The organism is Clostridium cylindrosporum DSM 605 (assembly GCF_001047375.1).
In the GTDB taxonomy this organism is placed as follows: domain Bacteria; phylum Bacillota; class Clostridia; order Clostridiales; family Caloramatoraceae; genus Clostridium_AB; species Clostridium_AB cylindrosporum.
Map to the genome: position 1 here is coordinate 440,352 of NZ_LFVU01000028.1, position 17,372 is coordinate 457,723.

The following is a 17,372-nucleotide window of genomic DNA, read 5'->3' on the forward strand; positions in this document are numbered from 1 at the left end:
TTAACCTTTTATCTTAAGTGGCAAGCTAATATTAACTTTACTCTATAACTTCCATTGCAACTGTATAGCCAAGTTCCTTAATTTCAAGGGTTATATCCCTTGCCTTTTCATAGGAAAGGCATCCTCCAACACACACTCTATATAGGGAATTTCTTTTTGAATCCCTATCAACTATTTCTCCATCCTTTGTTATAAATCTATATTGAGAACTATTATTTTCTTCTCTTCTATTAGGGCATGCTTGAGGGATTTTTTGACCTGTAATTCCCTCAGCTAAAGCTCTTGCAACAAGTTCTGGATCGTAAATTTCCATATCTATTGGACTATCAATATATGCAATTTCCACAAGCATAGCTGGTGCCTTAGTATTTTTTATTAAATATAATTTACTGCCATCAAAAATACCTGTTTTCTTAAATCCAAGATTACCTAGATTATTAAGAGTCCTTACTGCAGCTGGAAGTCTTCTTCCTCTATAGGTATACACTTCACTTCCATTTCTTTCTCCATTAAACTTATTGAAATGTAAAGAAACGAATAAATCAAGCCTTTGAGCATTTGCTCTTCTAACCCTTTCGCTTAAACTTTCTTCCTGTGTATCTGCATAATCAACTGTTACATTAACAATCCTATGCCCCATACACTCTAAGTATCTTATAAGTTTTTCTCCAACCTTCCTAGTTTCCTCTACTTCATTTCTAATACCTACGCCTCCATAGTTAGCAGGGTTAAAAGTATGTCCCATGTCTATTCCAATTACTAAACGCTTTTTATCAACCATCGTCTTATTATCACCCTTCTAAAATCTTTATTATCATTATATTCAAGATCCTAGACATGGTTACTAATTCTTCTTATTTTGTATATTAAAACCCTACGTCCTTAATTGTTTTCTTCATTATTTCTGCTGATTCTCTGAAGGATTTCATCTCTTCATCATCAAGTTTAATTTCAAGTGCTCTTTCAACTCCATTTGATGATATTATTGTAGGAAGACTTAATGAAACATCTTCTATTCCATATTGTCCTTGTATTAAAGAGGACACTTCTAATATGCTTTTCTCGTCTCTAACTATGCATTCTATAATTCTAATAACAGCTAGTGAAATAGCATAGTATGTCGCTCCTTTTTTATTTATAACTTCAGAACCAGCTGTTTTAATGTTATTTTCTATTTTATCTTTTATATCTTCATCTAACTTAATTCCTACCATTTTGCAGTAATCATCAATATCAATACCTGAAATATTTGTAGAACTCCATGTTGCAACTTCAGAATCTCCATGTTCTCCTATTATATATCCATGAATATTTCTAGCATCAATATCAAGTTCATTACTTAAAAGATATCTAAATCTAGAACTATCCAGCATTGTTCCTGACCCTATGACTTTACTTGAAGGAAGTCCTGAAATTTTACATGTTATATAGGTTAATACATCTACTGGATTACTTACTATAAGGTATATTGCTTTATTATTTTCTGCTACTAACTTTGGTATTAAATCTTTAAATATATTTACATTATCAAGAGCGAGTTCTAACCTAGTCTTACCTGGTGTTCTATTTTTTCCTGCGGTTATTACAATAACATCTGCATCTTTAACATCCTTAATACTTCCTGAGTAGATTTCAACAGGCTTAATAAGTGGTATTCCATGACCAATATCTAATGCCTCTCCCTCAGCTTTATCATTATTTATATCAATGAGAACTATTTCCCTAGCTAAACCAGTATGTGCTAAAGTATATGCTATAGTTGAACCTACAAAACCACATCCTATTATTGCTACTTTGCTCATTTTAATACCTCCGAAAAACTATATTTTACTTTATCTTATCCAGATATAAAATAAAAATGCTTAAAGGACTAAAAAAGCTGCCAACAATTCAATTGTTAGCAGCTTCATTTTACTTTGCTTTATTTTCTATAAGTGAAGCTATATTTTTAGCTATAACTTCAATTTTTTCAAAATCTTCACCTTCAAGCATAACTCTAATTAAAGGTTCAGTTCCTGATGCCCTAATTAGTACTCTTCCTCTACCATTAAGTTCCTCTTCAGCACTTACTATAAGAGCTTTAACTTCTTCATCTACTTCATGAAGGTTTTTCTTATCATTTGTAACCTTTGCATTTATTAGAACCTGTGGCAGTACTGTCATAGTTTTTCTAAGTTCTGATGACTTTTGACCTGAACTTTTCAGAACCTTTGAAAGTGATAAAGCTGTCATTAGCCCATCACCTGTTGTGTTATAATCTAGAAGAATAACATGTCCTGACTGCTCTCCTCCTATTTTATACCCACCTTTAAGCATCTCTTCAAGTACGTATCTATCTCCAACCTTAGTTTTCACTAATTTTATACCTTCTTTTTCACTTGCTATATCAAGTCCCATGTTACTCATTACAGTAACAACAGCAGTATCTTCCTTAAGCTTTCCTTCTTCTTTAAGAGCCTTTGAAAGTATAGCTATTATATGATCTCCATCAATGTCTTCTCCATTTTCGTCTACAGCAAGACATCTATCTGCATCACCGTCAAGTGCGAAACCTATATCACACCCCATACTTTGTACAAAGCTTCTAAGCTCGCCCATATGAGTTGAACCACAATTCTTATTAATATTTGTTCCATCTGGATTATTATGAATTACATAAACCTCTGCTCCAAGGTCCTTAAATATTTTTGGCGCACTATAAAATGAAGCACCCTCTGCACAATCTATTGCTATTTTAAGTCCAGAAAAATCTCCGTTAATTGATTCCTTCAGATAATTTATATAGTCTTCTATAGCCTCTATTTTTTGTTCCCTTATTCCTATTTCTGTACCTGATGGGTATGGAATCCCCTCTAGATTATTTTCAAGGAAATTTTCTATTTTATCCTCTACACTATCATGTAATTTATATCCGTCTTTATTAAAGAATTTTATTCCGTTATATTCAACAGGGTTATGTGAAGCCGATATTACAACTCCCGCATCTGCATTATAGTATCTTGTAAGATACGCAATAGCAGGTGTAGGTACAACTCCAACGCAAATAGCTCGAGCACCAACTGAACATATACCAGCAACAAGTGCTGACTCTAACATATCACCTGATATTCTAGTGTCCTTGCCGACTAGTATAGTAGGCTTTTCCTTTGCGTCTGACAAAACAAAGGCCCCTGCTCGTCCTAAGTTGTATGCTAAATTTGCTGTAAGTTCAGTATTTGCAATTCCTCTTACTCCGTCTGTTCCAAACATCCTACCCATATCATACTCTCCTATTGTTTATAGTTTTTTAACACCTTGTATAATACCATAATATTATTATCATTTCAAATTGACAGTACATAATTATAAATTTTATGTTATAATGAAAACGTATGTCAGCATAGGTATATTTTTATGCTATTATTTGAATAAATAATAGCATAAAATTTTGATATTTATTTAAAATTATCCTATTGACATACTAGGTTATGAGCCTTATAATCAACATTAAGAAAAGTTCATAGAAAAGGCTCTTATTCAGAGTGGCTGAGGGAACTGGCCCTATGACGCCCAGCAACCGGCAATCGCTAAGGTGCTAAATCCAGCAGCGTTTTCATGCTGAAAGATGAGAGGATACATAACCTCTTAAATTTAAAGAGGCTTTTTTTAATTATATAGAAAATTTAATACTCCGCTCTTATTAAGAGAGGCCGAGGGAACTGGCCCTATGACGCCCAGCAACCAAGCTTTTGCTAAGGTGCTAAGTCCAGCAGCATTGTCTGAAAAATGAGAGGATATATAGCCTCCCTAAGAGGCTTTTTTTACGTCTATTTTTAAACTTAATTCTATACGCAGATTTTAAGGAGATGATACTTTGATTCAGATTAAAAATTTAAGTAAGATTTATATGTCTGGTGGACAACCAGTTGAGGCTCTAAAGAATATTAATCTTACTATTGATAAGGGCGATATATATGGAATAATTGGACTAAGTGGTGCTGGAAAATCTTCACTTGTTAGATGTATTAATCTACTTGAGGTTCCAAGTACAGGTGAAATAATTATAGATGGTCTTATAGACCCGTCAAAATCTCTTGACATTACAAAAGTTTCACCAAGTAACCTTAGACGTGCTAGAAAAAAGATAGGAATGATATTTCAACATTTTAATCTATTAATGAACTCTACAGTTTATGAAAATATAGCATTCCCATTAAAGCTATCAAAGGTTTCAAAATCAGAAATTGACAAAAGAGTAAATGAACTTCTTGAAGTAGTTGGACTATCTGATAAGAAAAATATGTACCCTTCTCAACTTTCTGGTGGACAAAAGCAAAGAGTCGGTATTGCAAGGGCACTTGCCAACAATCCAGAGATTATACTTTGTGATGAAGCAACCTCTGCACTTGACCCAACTACTACAGAATCTATTCTTTCACTTATAAAGGATATAAATAAAAAATTAAACATTACCGTTGTTGTAATTACCCATGAAATGGATGTTATAAAGAAGCTTTGTAATAAGGTTGCAGTGCTTGAGAGAGGTATTGTAGTTGAAAAAGGCAACGTTGTTGATGTTTTCGCAGAGCCTCAAACTAAAACATCTAGAGAATTCTTGAAGGATATGGTGCTTGAAGCGCCGAATGATGTATTAGATAATTTAAAGGTAAACGAGAAACTACTTCGCCTTTTCTTTAAGGGAGAACAAACAAATGAACCTATAGTTTCAAGACTTTCAAGGACATTTGATCTTGATGTTAGTATAATAGCAGGAAATATTGAAACTATTCAAGGAATCCAACTTGGAAATCTTATAATTAAAGTAACAGGTGATGAAGGTAAAATATTAAATGCCATAGATTACTTAAATGACATTAACCTAAAAGTTGAGGTGATATAACATGGATTCATATGCAGAAATACTTACAGCAATGCAAACCCCACTTATACAAACTATTTATATGGTTACATTATCAACAATATTTTCTCTTATAATAGGATTACCACTTGGGATTATCTTAACAGTTACAAGTAAAGGTCACATATTAGAAAATAGAATTATAAATACCATTATAGGAACTATTGTTAATGTGTTTAGATCAGTTCCTTTCATTATACTGCTAATAGCTTTATTCCCATTATCAAAGCTTTTAATTGGGACAAGTATAGGAACTAACGCTGCCACAGTAGCACTTTCAATTGCTGCTGCACCATTTGTTGCAAGAGTTATAGAAAACTCATTAAAAGAAGTAAGCTACGGACTTATTGAAGCTTCACTTGCTGCAGGTGCTACAAGTTATCAGATTATTTTTAAGGTTATGCTTCCAGAGGCAATATCATCATTAATACTTGGTATAACCTTAACCATAATAAATATTCTAGGATATTCTGCTATGGCGGGGGCCGTAGGGGGAGAAGGTATAGGAGATTTTGCAATTAGGGAAGGATACTTAAGATATAATAATAAGGTTTTATTACTAACTATTATTGTACTTATTATTCTTGTTGAGGTAATACAACAATTTGGAAATCTTCTAGCTAGAAAATTCGATAAGAGGTAAATAATTTTTAAGGGGGTTATTAAATGAACATCAAAAAACTATTATCATTAGGACTTATTTCTGTATTATCAGTAGGTATTCTTGCTGGATGCTCATCAAAGGATGCAGGAAAAGAAGCTCCAAAGACAACTGAAACTAAAAAAATCGTTGTAGGTGCAACACCAGTACCACATGCTGAATTCCTAAATGGATTTGCAAAGGCTAAGCTAAAGGAAAAGGGAATAGACCTTGAAGTTAAAGAATTTACTGATTACGTAATTCCAAACAAGGCAGTAGCTGAAAAACAACTTGACGCTAACTACTTCCAACACATTCCTTACTTAGACGACTACAATAAGGAAAATAAAACTACTCTAGTACCAATAGGAAAAATACATGCAGAGCCACTAGCTGCTTATTCAAATAAAATAAAAAACATATCAGAACTAAAAAGTGGAGCTATAATTGCTATTCCAAATGATAATTCAAATGGAACAAGAGCTCTTAAGCTTCTTCAAAAGCAAGGATTAATTGAACTTAAGGATGCTAATGCTGCTATCCAAACAGAAAAGGATATAGTTAAAAACCCTAAGAATATTAAAGTTAAAACTGTAGAAGCTGCTCAACTTCCAAGAGTTCTAGGAGATGTTGATGTTGCTATAATCAATGGTAACTATGCACTTGAATCAAAACTTGATACTAAGTCAACTTTATTTGCTGAAGACGTTTCTGCTATAGAAAAGAATGTAAACGTTGTTGTTTCAAGAGAAGATAACAAGGACAACCCTGCTTTAAAGGAACTTGTTAATGTTCTTAAATCAGAAGATGCTAAGAAATGGCTTAAAGAAAAATATGGTTCAGCTGTAATTCCAGCTAACTAATATATTAAAGGATGTTGATATTTATCAACATCCTTTATATTTATTTACCTATATAACTTTTTAATGTATTATAAAGCTTTTCAGTACTAATTTTACTTGTATGATTAATATATACTAGTGATGCATCTTTCTTAAGGATCTTTATGACTTCTATATTAGAGTTTCCTATAAAAAGTTTTGCTTTATATTTTCTATCCTGAATAAAGTTTCCTAAAAACTTTGTTTTAGTACCCCCTCCATTGCTTTTTATAAGATTACCTGGTAAAGACTTTATTATACTTATATCAGATATATCTTTTTTATTAATAACTTCTTTGTACATACTATTAATTGTAATAGTATCCTTAGTAATAACCGGAGTTTTATCCTTCATATCAAATGGTAAAACAAAAGCTACAAACCCTAAAACTATAGTCATAAATAGTGCAAAGATTGAAACCCCTATTCTAATTTTAATATCTCCATAATTAAAATCATATCCTACTCCTATCCTTTTAGGAATGAATAGCGATGGGTCACTAGGATTATTATAAAACATTCCCCATACATAGTTTTTATCATCATCTCTATTGATTACCATCTTATTATCTTTAACTTCATAATCTAATTTGTATCGTTTAATTACTTTATTGTAGTATATAGAATATATAACTATAGTTACTATATTGCATACTATAAAAGCAATTATCACTAAGCTACTATTTATAGCACTTCCAAGATAGAAACTCATTAAAAATAAACTTACAATTGTTCCGAGTAAAGCTGTATAATAAATTCCTGCATTTTTCACTTTTATGTTATATATCTTAAGCTTCTCAACTTCTCCACCATTAATAATCTGCTTACTTTTTACTATCATAATATAGCTAAAATATATAATAAGAAGAATTAAGATTTGAAATAATAAAGGAGTTAAGTGATCCCAAATTGATATTATATCTCCTCTTTTAACGTAACCTTTAATAACACCACTCTCACCAAATACTCCAGGAATCATCTCATTTTTACTTATATTATATGAATATACTCCAATTAAAGCTGTTAGAATTGTAATTCCTAATGGAATAAAAAACAACTTACTGGATATATTGTTCTCTGAGATAGAAGTCTTTCTGTAGTTAAGGTCTACTACAACTATATTTTTACTATAGCCAGACCATTTATCTCTTTTTTTAATTTGCGATGCTCTTTGATTTGCTATTTTGAAACTTATCATACTATCAAATATAAAAAGTAGAATTCCTATTATTGAGACACTTATTGAAAATTCCTCAGGAACTAAAAAATAAACTATAGATATAATTATAGCAAGTATTGTAAAAGAGATAAGTATATCTTTTTTATAGGTATATTTTACCCTTTGAAGTTCATCAGTTATTTGAAAATCTATTGGAAGTCTTACTCCAAAGAAAAGAGTTTTATCATTAAAATTTACTATTTTTAACGATGAAAACATTAATATTAAAAATGGTATTAAAACAGTAAGAATATAAAGAAAATCCATTACTCATTCTCCCCTCTCATTTCATTGCATATACTTTGAACTATAGAAACTATATCTTCCTTTTTCATCCCCTTGGCAAGACAACTACTAACGATAACTCTTAATTCATCATTAAAACGTTTTTCATCCTCTTCGCTTATTCTTGAAACAGATACAAAGGCACCATGTCTTCTATCAAGAACTATATATCCCTCAGATTTTAGCATATTATATGCTTTGTTTACTGTGTGCATATTTATTCCTATATCCTCTGCAAATGCTCTAACTGAGGGCAAAGAATAGCCATCTTCTAAATTACCAGATGCTATACCTTTAACAATCTCATTTCTAATTTGAATATATATAGGAACATCACTTTCAAAATTAATTATAATATTCACGATAACCTCCTTAACTACCTGTTCTATATGAAGTATAACAAATATAACTTTATTTATCAAGGCAATTCTACTAGTAATACCATCAAATAATTATTATCTATTAATATTCACTTTTCAATTCAAGTAATATATCCTTTAAGCAACAAATAATTATTATCAACTAATACGAGTAATCTGGCATATAGAAATAAGAAAATGGCAACAATAGAAATGGTTATAAAATATTTTTTCTAAGGAGGAAAACACAATGGAAAGATTAGTAGGAAAAAAAGCACCTTCATTTCAAATGAATGGAGTAAAAGGTGATGGAAGTGATTTTGTAAAGGTTAACCTTGATGATTATAAGGGTAAATGGCTTGTAATGTTCTTTTATCCTTTAGACTTTACTTTTGTTTGTCCAACAGAAATAACTGGATTTAGTAAGAGAATAGCAGATTTCAAAAAGGAAAATGCAGAACTTCTTGCTGTTAGCTGTGATAGTGAACATTCACATAAGGCTTGGATAAATGGCGACCTTGGAAAGATTGAATTCCCAATTGCTTCAGATATTACTAAGAAAGTTTCTAATGAATATGGAATTCTAATTGAAGAAGAAGGAATATCACTTAGAGGACTATTTATTATTGACCCTGAGGGAGTAGTTAGATATTCAGTAGTCCACGACCTTAATGTAGGAAGAAGTGTTGACGAAACACTTAGAGTTCTTAAAGCCTTTAAAACAGGTGGACTATGTGCTATTGACTGGGCTGAAGGAGATGCTAACCTTTAATTTAGACCACTAAAATTTTTAAATCCCCATTAAAGCATTAAGCTTTAATGGGGATTTTATTACTTTCTATATATTTCTAGACTTCCGAGCGTATGTTGCAACCTTTCTTCTTTCTCTCCAATGGGATAATACTCCACGTGGTCCTTGAGTATCTATATTGCTATTTATTACATCATCATTAAATAAAAAATCTAATATATGAAGGCTCTTTTTTCCTCCTGTTATCATTGATTGCACACAACTTTCACAGTATGAAATAATATGGCTTGCTTCTGTAGACTCTGCCCTTAACTTCATTTGTTTTAGCGCTACATTTCTATTGGTACTCATCATCATACCACCAGCACCACAACACTGAGTATTCTCCTTACTTTTATTAAATTCTTTATACTTTAATCCTATTTCATCTAAAATAAATCTAACACTTTCATGTATTTCGTTTTCTTTTCTTATTGGACATGGGTCATGTAGCGCAACATCTATATTAGAATTTTTATATATTCCATGTACCCTATCCGGCACTCCAATATTTCTAAAAGTCTCCCATAGAGAAACAACCTTAACATTTCCATAATCTCTTATAGTATTGAAACAATTACTACAGGCTACTATAACTTCTTCTATACCGTTTTTTTCTAGTATATCAATTATACTTTGGAAATTACTTTCAAAGCTTTTTTCATCTCCTATATCAAGTGATGGCTTACCACAACAGGTTAATAATAAGCCTAGATTATCTATTTTACTACTTAGATATTTAAATGTATTATCTACTATCTCCTTACTATATCCTGATAAACTACATCCAGGAAAAAAGACCGAAGTGCATCCATTTGGAATGTTACTACCTGTAAATATGCTAGAGTAACTACTTTTTTGATGGAACCTTACAGTAGCATATCCAAAATTATTAACACTTTTTTTGTCTTTCTTAAATACATCTTTTCTAATTTTATTATACATACTACTAAGGTCAATATCCCTTGGACATTTTGATGTACAGCTACTACAAAAGGTACATGAAAATGGTATAGATATATCAATATTATTATTATCTTTTACACTTTTCATTATATCCTTAGGAGATATTTGTATCTCTTGAGACATAGGACATTCCTTCATGCATAAATTACATCCTATACACTTTTCTTCATTTATAGAAACCTCATCTATAATATTTTTTGATAAATTAACTTTTTTCATATTTCCTCCAAAGTAGATTTAAGAAATAAACAAATCATTATTTTTCTGTTTTAACTTTTTTCCCACTAGCTAGTCTTAAATCAATATTCTTTCTTCCTACTTGTAATAATTTAGCTATCCATATACTTAAGATTGAACATATAACAAATGATAGTAAAATCCTAATATAAAACCATGGTATAAATGCTTTTATAATTATATTATCATAATGAAGCACAAGAGGATGAACTAGGTATGCTCCAAAGGAGTACTTTCCTACTTTAATAAGCCTCCCCCCTAAACCCTCATGCTTTTTTAATACATACTCTGCTAATGGATAAAGAATAAGTATTGAGAAAAACAGTAGAGGAAACATTAACGTATTTAATGGGCTTCCTAAGAAGTGATTTATTGTATATCCTCCACTTTGATTAAAGCTGCCTGATTCAACCATATTCATCATTACATATGTTAATGAGAAAATAAATAAAGCAGTAGTTATATATCTTATTTTCCAAAGTAGACACCTTATGTCATCAAAATATATTGCAAAATATGCACCTATAACAAAGTAAAACATCCACATTATAAATAATCTATCTCTATAGGCTAATACATCCTTTAATAATCCAGTTAGAGATTCATATAATCCTCCAGAATAAAAATTATACCAATATAACAACCCAACATGTATTACAAAAAACGCTACAAGAACTAAAGTATTAATTTTCTTAGTATTGTTTTTATTTATTAGCTTCTTAAATATAGGATATATTAGATAAAATTGTATTATCATTACCATATACCATAGATGATATGATGCGGTACCTGTAAATACATATTTTAGATACTCAATTAATGTATCATATAGTCCCTTTACCTTCATTCCTGTAATCAGGAACATAAATAAATCATAGACAACAGTCCAAAGTAAATATGGCAGTATTATTTGATTAAACCTTTTTTTTATAAATTCTAAATATCCATTTCCCTTATCACTATAATAAAGGGAAAATCCTGTCATTACCACAAATAGTGGTACTGCAAACCTAATAATATTTAGAAGAAGTGAAGACGTAATACTTTCATATACTTTAAGGTTACTATCATATATAAACCCTGCAAGTGAGTGTTGAAGTACTACAGCTAAAAAGGCTATTCCCCTTAATATATCAACTTCATATATTCTTTTTTTCCCCATAAAATTATCCTCTTTTATAAATTTGCTTTAATCTAAAGGTTTATATTTACCCATTATTTTTTCAGCTACTTTAAGTCCATCAACAGCTGCTGACATTATGCCCCCTGCATAACCTGCTCCTTCACCTGCTGGATATATACCTTTTATATCGTGAGATTCTAAATTCTCTCCTCTTGGCATGGTTACAGGTGCTGATGTTCTTGTTTCAATACCTGTTAATATCCCATTTTGTGAAAACCCTTTAATTTTCCTATCAAATGAGACAAGAGCCTCCCTCATAGTAGTTGTAACGTAGTCTGGAAGACATTCATTAAGGTCTTTAAATACCGTATCTCTTGTATAACTCGGTTTAACATCATTAAAGTGTTTACTAACTTTTCCCTCTATAAAATCCTTAGTATTTTGAACCGGTGCAGTATAGCTTCCTCCACCTAGATTATATGCAAGTGATTCATAGTGTCTTTGGTATTCCATTCCAGCTAATGGATGACTCGATTCAAAGTCCTCTGGATATACTCCAACCACTATAGCACTATTAGCATTTTCTCCATCTCTTTTATATTCGCTCATTCCATTTACAACTAATCTATTTTCCTCACTTGATGCTGCAACAACAACTCCACCTGGGCACATACAAAAGCTATAACATGGTCTTCCTGTTATCTCACTTCTATGTGTTAATCTATAGTCAGCAGCCTTAAGTTTTGGATGAGTACATTGTTTTCCATATTGATTTTCATCTATCATACTTTGTAAGTGCTCAACTCTAGCTCCTATTGCAAATGCTTTTTGATTTAAATTAATTCCAGATTTTAGAAGCATTTCATAGGTATCCCTTGCACTATGACCTATTGCTAGTATTACAACTTCCGCCTCTATTTCTTCATTATTATTTATTTTAAGTGCCTTAACACTTCCATCCTTTTCTATAATATCTGTAACCTTAGATGAGAACCTAACTTCGCCACCAAGTTCTATAATTCTTTTTCTAATATTCTCTACTACATTTATAAGTATATCTGTTCCGATATGAGGCTTTCCAGAGTATATAATCTCAGATGGTGCACCACTTTCAGTAAATCCCTTTAGTACAAATGAACATCTTGGGTCCTTTATTCTAGTTGTAAGTTTTCCATCTGAAAATGTACCTGCTCCACCTTCACCAAACTGCACATTTGAATCTAAATCAAGTACTCCTGTTTTATAAAAGAAGTCTATTTTTTCTTTTCTTTTTTTAGCCTCACATCCTCGCTCTAGAAGTATAGGCTTATATCCATTTTCCGCAAGTAGCAGTGCCGCAAACATACCACATGGTCCACTACCAACAACAATAGGTCTTGAACTTAAAACTTCATCTCCATAGTCAACTACTAATTCCTCTGACTTTTCTACTTTAAATACATCCTTTGTTTTTGTCTTATTTAATACTTTATCTTCACTTTCTACATCAACCTCAACATGATAACAAAGTTTTATATCTTCCTTTCTTGCATCGATTGATTCCTTAAGTATTCTTATATCCTTTAAGCTATTAATTGAAATCTTTAGTCTTTTAGCTACTTCATTATTTAATTTATTTATATCATCATCAAGTCCAATTTTTATATTATTTATTCTAATAGGCATAAATACCCTCCTATGTTCTTTTGTTTATTATAAAATTATATCACAAAAACAGGTGCCTAATGTATATTCTATGTTTACATTAAGCACCTATAATTTCCTGATCTTTTATACTAGTCTTCTTCTACTATATATAATAGGTTATCCTCTACATTATAGAATAAAGGAACTACTAGCATACTTTTATATTTTTCCCTAAGTCTTTTTGCTTCACCAATAACAAAGTCTATTTCATTTCCAATTTCGAACATTGGAAGATAACTTCTAAAATGCTGCTTTGCAGTTTCTTCTTCCCATCCACATTTTTGAACTAGACCATTAACAAATTTTTGTTCCTTGGATATTAGATTAGTCATTCCACAGTTATTATGTCCAATTAGTACTATTGCTTCAACATCACCTACAGATATAGAGTATGATACCTTAAACTCACTATATCTTAGATTTCCGCCTGCACTTCTAATTATATAAGCAAAGTTATCAGGAATATGTAGATGCTTTCTATTATCCATACACATTCCTACTAAGATTTTTGCCTTATCGTACTTATCAAATGTTTGTCTTAAATTGTGATATCTAAGTAAAAGTTCTATTGGTGTATTTTTAAATCTTGATGGAATATCCTCTTCACTTAAAACAATAGTAAGTTTATTTTTGTTTACTGCCTCATTTAACCCAAGTGAACATTTTGTAGTGTGAGAAGATTGATCATTTCTACTTAATTTATTCCCACATTGATTTGTTAATTGGCCTAAGCTAATCATTTTGCTCATACCATTCACCCCTACAAATTTTAATTATAAGTTCTATAATATCACAGACAAATTTATTTTATCAAGTAAAACTTTTTTACTATTGCTCATTTCTACTTTCGCTTAAAGTCGCCTTAACTGTTCTAGTATTACCATTTTCCTTAGTAATTTTTAAGGTTATAGTGTCTCCTACTTTTTTACCATTCACTAGATCTGTTAGTTGATTTTCTTTTTCAACTTTTTTACCTTCAATCTCTACTATAATATCTCCTGGAACAATACCTGCCTTCTCAGCTGCAGAACCTGCAACTACCTGCTGAACACCCATACCACTTGGTATACCATACATTTTAGCAGTTTCATTATCTAAATATATAGTTGCAACTCCAAGAAATGGTCTTTTAATATATCCTGATTTTATAAGTTCTTTAATTATTACTTTAACTTCATCGATTGGTATAGCAAATCCCATACCTTCAGCGGAACTAATTTTAAGAGTATTAATACCAATAACCTCTCCTACTTCATTTAGTAGTGCCCCTCCGCTACTTCCTGGATTTATTGATGCATCAGTTTGGATTACATTATATGTTCTACTGTAGCTCTCTTCTTTTATACTCATATTTCTTTCCTTTGCACTAACGATTCCTGATGTTACGCTTCCTGCAAATTCTTCTCCAAGTGGATTTCCTATAGCAATTACACTATCACCTACTCTAATAGCCTTTGAACTACCAAACTTTGCTGCTTTAAGCCCTTTTTCTTCTACTTTAAGTACAGCAATGTCCGTTTTAGCATCTTGACCTATAACTTTAGCTTGAACCTTTTTCCCTCCTGGAAGACTTACCATTATTTTTGTGCCACCGGATATAACATGTTGATTTGTTACTATATAACCATTGCTATCAAATACTATACCTGAACCTGCACTTTCAGAGGATGTTGCATCAAGCCAACTACTTTTTGTAGTTGATATACCAACAATAGCTGGCCCTACTTCCTCTGCAACCCTAGTTATAGAATTTTTAGGTAGGGATGTTGTTATCACTTTATTATTTAAGTTAATATCTTTAGTTATACCTTGATTAGCACTTTCCCTTGGGGATATATAACTAATTGAATATGCTCCTACAACCCCACCAATAACTGATGATACTAATATCATAAGAGCAAGTCCTAGTGTAGGTAATCTTTTAGATTTTTCTTTTCTAGTACCTTTTTCATGTTCATTTACTCTAAAATTCATAGTATTTCCAAAATCATTTATATATTCCTTAGATTCATTTATATTATCCTTTGAATTATTATCATTATTCATTAAAGCTTACCTCCTATTTTGTCTTATTGATAACTTATAGTTATATTAAGTTATTTTTGTGTATTTAATGTGAAGCAAAAATGTATTATAAGTGAAACTTTACAGTAAATTCAACTTTGTTATCATAGCTCTTTAAGTTGTACTCAACACCGTGGGTTTCGAGTATACCTTTAACAATATAAAGTCCAAGTCCACTTCCACCGGTGCTTCTATTTCTAGACTTTTCAACTCTATAAAATGGTTTAAATATTTCCTTAATATCATTTTCATCAATTTGCGCTCCAGTATTTATAACACTAAAATTAGCATTATTATCAATTAGTTTAAGGTTTATAATAATCTTCTCTCCCTCTGGAGAGTATTTCATAGCATTATTTATTATATTTGATAATGCTTTTAAGATAAGCTTTTCATCTGCTAAAATGATTATTCCCTCTTGAATATCAACCTCTAGGGTTAACTTCTTTGAAAAACTAAGATACTCCTCTGATCCAACAATTTTCTTAATCAAGTTTGATAGATTAACCTCTGCAAGTTTTGGACTAAAATCATAGTTTTCAATTCTTGACATATACAATATTTCATTTACTAACTTTTCCATGTTATTAATTATGCTATAAGATCTTCTAAGATATTTTTCCCTATCTTTAAACACTCCTATATTATTAATCATACCTTCTATTTGCCCCTTAGCTGCTGCAATTGGAGACTTTAACTCATGGGAAATAGTTGCTACAAACTCACGTCTTTTAGATTCTATTTCCCTTTCTCTTTCTATATCGCTTTTTAACTGTTTATTCGTATTTTCAAGTTCATCCATAGTCTTTTTAAGGTTCTTAGATAATTCATTTAGACTACTAGCAAGTTCACCTATTTCATCATCTGATTTTACTATACATATTGTTTCAAAATCTAATTTCGCCATTTTTTTAGCTGTTTTATGTACCTTTATAAGTGGGTCAGCTATAAACCTTGAATATATATATGCACCTACTGATGATATTCCAAGAATAATAAATAATATATAAGGTGCTAAATTTAAAATTACTTTAGATGCCTCATCTATTGGTTGAAGGGCAGCACTAACAGTTAGAATAAGGGGAAATGCTGAATCTTTAAATTGTATACTTTGAGAGGAAGTATAAAATCCTGATGAATAATTCATTTGTGGAAATCCAAATGTATTTTCTATATTTTTATACTTACCAGGAACTAATATAAATTGAGTATTAGTATCCTTATCTATTACAGTTATATAACTACTTGGAATATATATAATGCGTCCTAGATTATCATGAATACTAAGAGAAACGTTATTTCTATTTGCAAAATTATCTATATATAACTTTGCATTTTGAAATTCTTCTTTCCTTACCTTAGCTATAAGAGTTTGAATTTCACTATCTATTGTATTTCTTTTGTATTTATAATAATAGCTAGGTAATACTGCATATACTATTAAATATATTACAAATGCGGATAGAAATAAGGATATACTTGTTATAATAAAAAGCTTTTGCCTTATGCTTTTATTTTTAAACTTAATCATCAATTTTATACCCTACTCCTTTAACTGTTTTAATATAATCTGTTTTGATTTTTTTTCGTATGTTTTTAATATGTGTGTCTATAACTCTTGTATCACCATAAAAGTCATATCCCCAAAGCTTGTCTAAAAAAACTTCCCTTTTTATAACATTGCCTCTATTTTTCATTAGTATTTTAAGCATTTCAAATTCTTTAGTTGTAAGCTCAATTAATTCATCATCAACATAGGCCTCATATGAGTCACAGTTTAATTTTATATTTTTAAATTCAATTATATTTTCATTTTCACTTCCGTATACACGTCTTAATACTGCTTCAACTCTTTTTATAAGTATATTAAATGAAAATGGCTTTGTTATATAATCATCTACTTTAAGTTCAAATCCCTTTAACTCATCACTTTCTTCATTTAAAGCTGTAAGCATAATTATTGGAGTACTTGACTTACTCCTTATCATTTTACATACTCCATAACCATCAAGCTTTGGTAACATTATGTCTAATATAACAAGTTCGTAATTTCCCTTATTGAATTTTTCAATTCCTTCAAGTCCATCACTTGCAGTATCTACACTATATTCTTCACTTAGAAGAAATTCCTTAATAAGCTCTTGTATATCAATATCATCTTCAACTACTAATATATTAATGTTTTTCATATTATCCCTCCTAGCATAAATATATAATACTTAAGT

General features: G+C 30.7%; 16 protein-coding genes and 2 riboswitches. Of the genes, 4 read left to right on the plus strand and 12 right to left on the minus strand.

All coding sequences use genetic code 11. The features are described from left to right. Positions 1-37 precede the first annotated feature (37 nt). From CLCY_RS12885 to glmM, 3 genes are all read right to left on the minus strand, one after another. On the minus strand, positions 38-781 hold the full coding sequence (locus tag CLCY_RS12885) for an N-acetylmuramoyl-L-alanine amidase (RefSeq protein ID WP_048571544.1): 744 nt from the start codon (positions 779-781) through the stop codon (positions 38-40). An 85-nt stretch (positions 782-866) separates the two neighbouring features. Continuing rightward, on the minus strand, positions 867-1,802 hold the full coding sequence (locus CLCY_RS12890; protein WP_048571545.1) for an L-lactate dehydrogenase: 936 nt from the start codon (positions 1,800-1,802) through the stop codon (positions 867-869). A 109-nt stretch (positions 1,803-1,911) separates the two neighbouring features. Then, the gene (gene glmM, locus CLCY_RS12895) at positions 1,912-3,258 is read right to left on the minus strand and encodes a phosphoglucosamine mutase (RefSeq protein WP_048571546.1); all 1,347 of its coding nucleotides are present in this window, start codon (positions 3,256-3,258) and stop codon (positions 1,912-1,914) included. 251 nt (positions 3,259-3,509) lie between these two features. Continuing rightward, a riboswitch (SAM riboswitch) is annotated at positions 3,510-3,611 on the plus strand. 62 nt (positions 3,612-3,673) lie between these two features. Continuing rightward, positions 3,674-3,772: riboswitch (SAM riboswitch) on the plus strand. 81 nt (positions 3,773-3,853) lie between these two features. On the opposite strand from glmM, the gene CLCY_RS12900 reads away from it, so the two are divergent. Genes CLCY_RS12900 through CLCY_RS12910 form a run of 3 tightly spaced genes read left to right on the plus strand, consistent with a single transcriptional unit; the run spans position 3,854 to position 6,400 of the window. Next, complete coding sequence (locus tag CLCY_RS12900) at positions 3,854-4,879, plus strand: methionine ABC transporter ATP-binding protein (protein ID WP_048571547.1); 1,026 nt, start codon at positions 3,854-3,856, stop codon at positions 4,877-4,879. A 1-nt stretch (position 4,880) separates the two neighbouring features. Further along, on the plus strand, positions 4,881-5,540 hold the full coding sequence (locus CLCY_RS12905; RefSeq protein WP_048571548.1) for a methionine ABC transporter permease: 660 nt from the start codon (positions 4,881-4,883) through the stop codon (positions 5,538-5,540). A 23-nt stretch (positions 5,541-5,563) separates the two neighbouring features. Then, complete coding sequence (locus tag CLCY_RS12910; RefSeq protein WP_200899985.1) at positions 5,564-6,400, plus strand: MetQ/NlpA family ABC transporter substrate-binding protein; 837 nt, start codon at positions 5,564-5,566, stop codon at positions 6,398-6,400. Between the two features lie 40 nt (positions 6,401-6,440). On the opposite strand, the gene CLCY_RS12915 is transcribed toward CLCY_RS12910, so the two are convergent. Both CLCY_RS12915 and CLCY_RS12920 read right to left on the minus strand, forming a co-directional pair. Next, positions 6,441-7,904 carry a DUF5808 domain-containing protein gene (locus CLCY_RS12915; RefSeq protein WP_048571549.1) on the minus strand — a complete coding sequence of 488 codons (1,464 nt, stop codon included), beginning with the start codon at positions 7,902-7,904 and terminating at the stop codon, positions 6,441-6,443. Continuing rightward, complete coding sequence (locus tag CLCY_RS12920; protein ID WP_048571550.1) at positions 7,904-8,284, minus strand: GntR family transcriptional regulator; 381 nt, start codon at positions 8,282-8,284, stop codon at positions 7,904-7,906. The genes CLCY_RS12915 and CLCY_RS12920 overlap by 1 nt, the downstream gene beginning before the upstream one ends. Before the next feature lie 247 nt (positions 8,285-8,531). Here CLCY_RS12920 and CLCY_RS12925 point away from each other — a divergent pair, with 247 nt between their 5' ends. Then, complete coding sequence (locus CLCY_RS12925) at positions 8,532-9,053, plus strand: peroxiredoxin (RefSeq protein ID WP_048571551.1); 522 nt, start codon at positions 8,532-8,534, stop codon at positions 9,051-9,053. A 66-nt stretch (positions 9,054-9,119) separates the two neighbouring features. Here the strand turns inward: CLCY_RS12925 and CLCY_RS12930 are convergent, their stop codons facing one another. The 7 genes from CLCY_RS12930 to CLCY_RS12960 form a co-directional block, all read right to left on the minus strand. Then, positions 9,120-10,256 (minus strand): (Fe-S)-binding protein, encoded by a 1,137-nt coding sequence (locus CLCY_RS12930; RefSeq protein WP_048571552.1) that lies wholly within the window; start codon positions 10,254-10,256, stop codon positions 9,120-9,122. A gap of 37 nt (positions 10,257-10,293) precedes the next feature. Further along, entirely contained in the window at positions 10,294-11,436 is a 1,143-nt protein-coding gene (locus tag CLCY_RS12935) for an acyltransferase (RefSeq protein WP_048571553.1), read from the minus strand. Positions 11,437-11,463: 27 nt separating this feature from the next. Next, a complete protein-coding gene (locus CLCY_RS12940) occupies positions 11,464-13,062 on the minus strand; it encodes an NAD(P)/FAD-dependent oxidoreductase (protein WP_048571554.1) in 1,599 nt (532 codons plus the stop codon). 110 nt (positions 13,063-13,172) lie between these two features. After that, a complete protein-coding gene (locus CLCY_RS12945; protein WP_242844982.1) occupies positions 13,173-13,832 on the minus strand; it encodes a carbonic anhydrase in 660 nt (219 codons plus the stop codon). Positions 13,833-13,911: 79 nt separating this feature from the next. Further along, a complete protein-coding gene (locus CLCY_RS12950; protein WP_152668168.1) occupies positions 13,912-15,129 on the minus strand; it encodes a S1C family serine protease in 1,218 nt (405 codons plus the stop codon). A gap of 85 nt (positions 15,130-15,214) precedes the next feature. Next, positions 15,215-16,678: a HAMP domain-containing sensor histidine kinase gene (locus CLCY_RS12955; RefSeq protein WP_048571555.1), complete on the minus strand. Its 1,464-nt coding sequence runs from the start codon at positions 16,676-16,678 to the stop codon at positions 15,215-15,217. Beyond that, entirely contained in the window at positions 16,671-17,336 is a 666-nt protein-coding gene (locus tag CLCY_RS12960) for a response regulator transcription factor (protein WP_048571556.1), read from the minus strand. Before CLCY_RS12960 ends, CLCY_RS12955 begins: the two co-directional genes overlap by 8 nt. Positions 17,337-17,372: the final 36 nt, after the last annotated feature.

Bases quoted from the DNA above. Each gene is read 5' to 3' on its own strand.
- CLCY_RS12885 (WP_048571544.1), bottom strand. From the start codon at position 781: ATGGTTGATAAAAAGCGTTTAGTAATTGGAATAGACATGGGACATACT.
- CLCY_RS12890 (WP_048571545.1), bottom strand. From the start codon at position 1,802: ATGAGCAAAGTAGCAATAATAGGATGTGGTTTTGTAGGTTCAACTATA.
- glmM (WP_048571546.1), bottom strand. From the start codon at position 3,258: ATGGGTAGGATGTTTGGAACAGACGGAGTAAGAGGAATTGCAAATACT.
- CLCY_RS12905 (WP_048571548.1), top strand. From the start codon at position 4,881: ATGGATTCATATGCAGAAATACTTACAGCAATGCAAACCCCACTTATA.
- CLCY_RS12910 (WP_200899985.1), top strand. From the start codon at position 5,564: ATGAACATCAAAAAACTATTATCATTAGGACTTATTTCTGTATTATCA.
- CLCY_RS12915 (WP_048571549.1), bottom strand. From the start codon at position 7,904: ATGGATTTTCTTTATATTCTTACTGTTTTAATACCATTTTTAATATTA.
- CLCY_RS12925 (WP_048571551.1), top strand. From the start codon at position 8,532: ATGGAAAGATTAGTAGGAAAAAAAGCACCTTCATTTCAAATGAATGGA.
- CLCY_RS12930 (WP_048571552.1), bottom strand. From the start codon at position 10,256: ATGAAAAAAGTTAATTTATCAAAAAATATTATAGATGAGGTTTCTATA.
- CLCY_RS12935 (WP_048571553.1), bottom strand. From the start codon at position 11,436: ATGGGGAAAAAAAGAATATATGAAGTTGATATATTAAGGGGAATAGCC.
- CLCY_RS12940 (WP_048571554.1), bottom strand. From the start codon at position 13,062: ATGCCTATTAGAATAAATAATATAAAAATTGGACTTGATGATGATATA.
- CLCY_RS12945 (WP_242844982.1), bottom strand. From the start codon at position 13,832: ATGAGCAAAATGATTAGCTTAGGCCAATTAACAAATCAATGTGGGAAT.
- CLCY_RS12950 (WP_152668168.1), bottom strand. From the start codon at position 15,129: ATGAATAATGATAATAATTCAAAGGATAATATAAATGAATCTAAGGAA.
- CLCY_RS12955 (WP_048571555.1), bottom strand. From the start codon at position 16,678: ATGATTAAGTTTAAAAATAAAAGCATAAGGCAAAAGCTTTTTATTATA.
- CLCY_RS12960 (WP_048571556.1), bottom strand. From the start codon at position 17,336: ATGAAAAACATTAATATATTAGTAGTTGAAGATGATATTGATATACAA.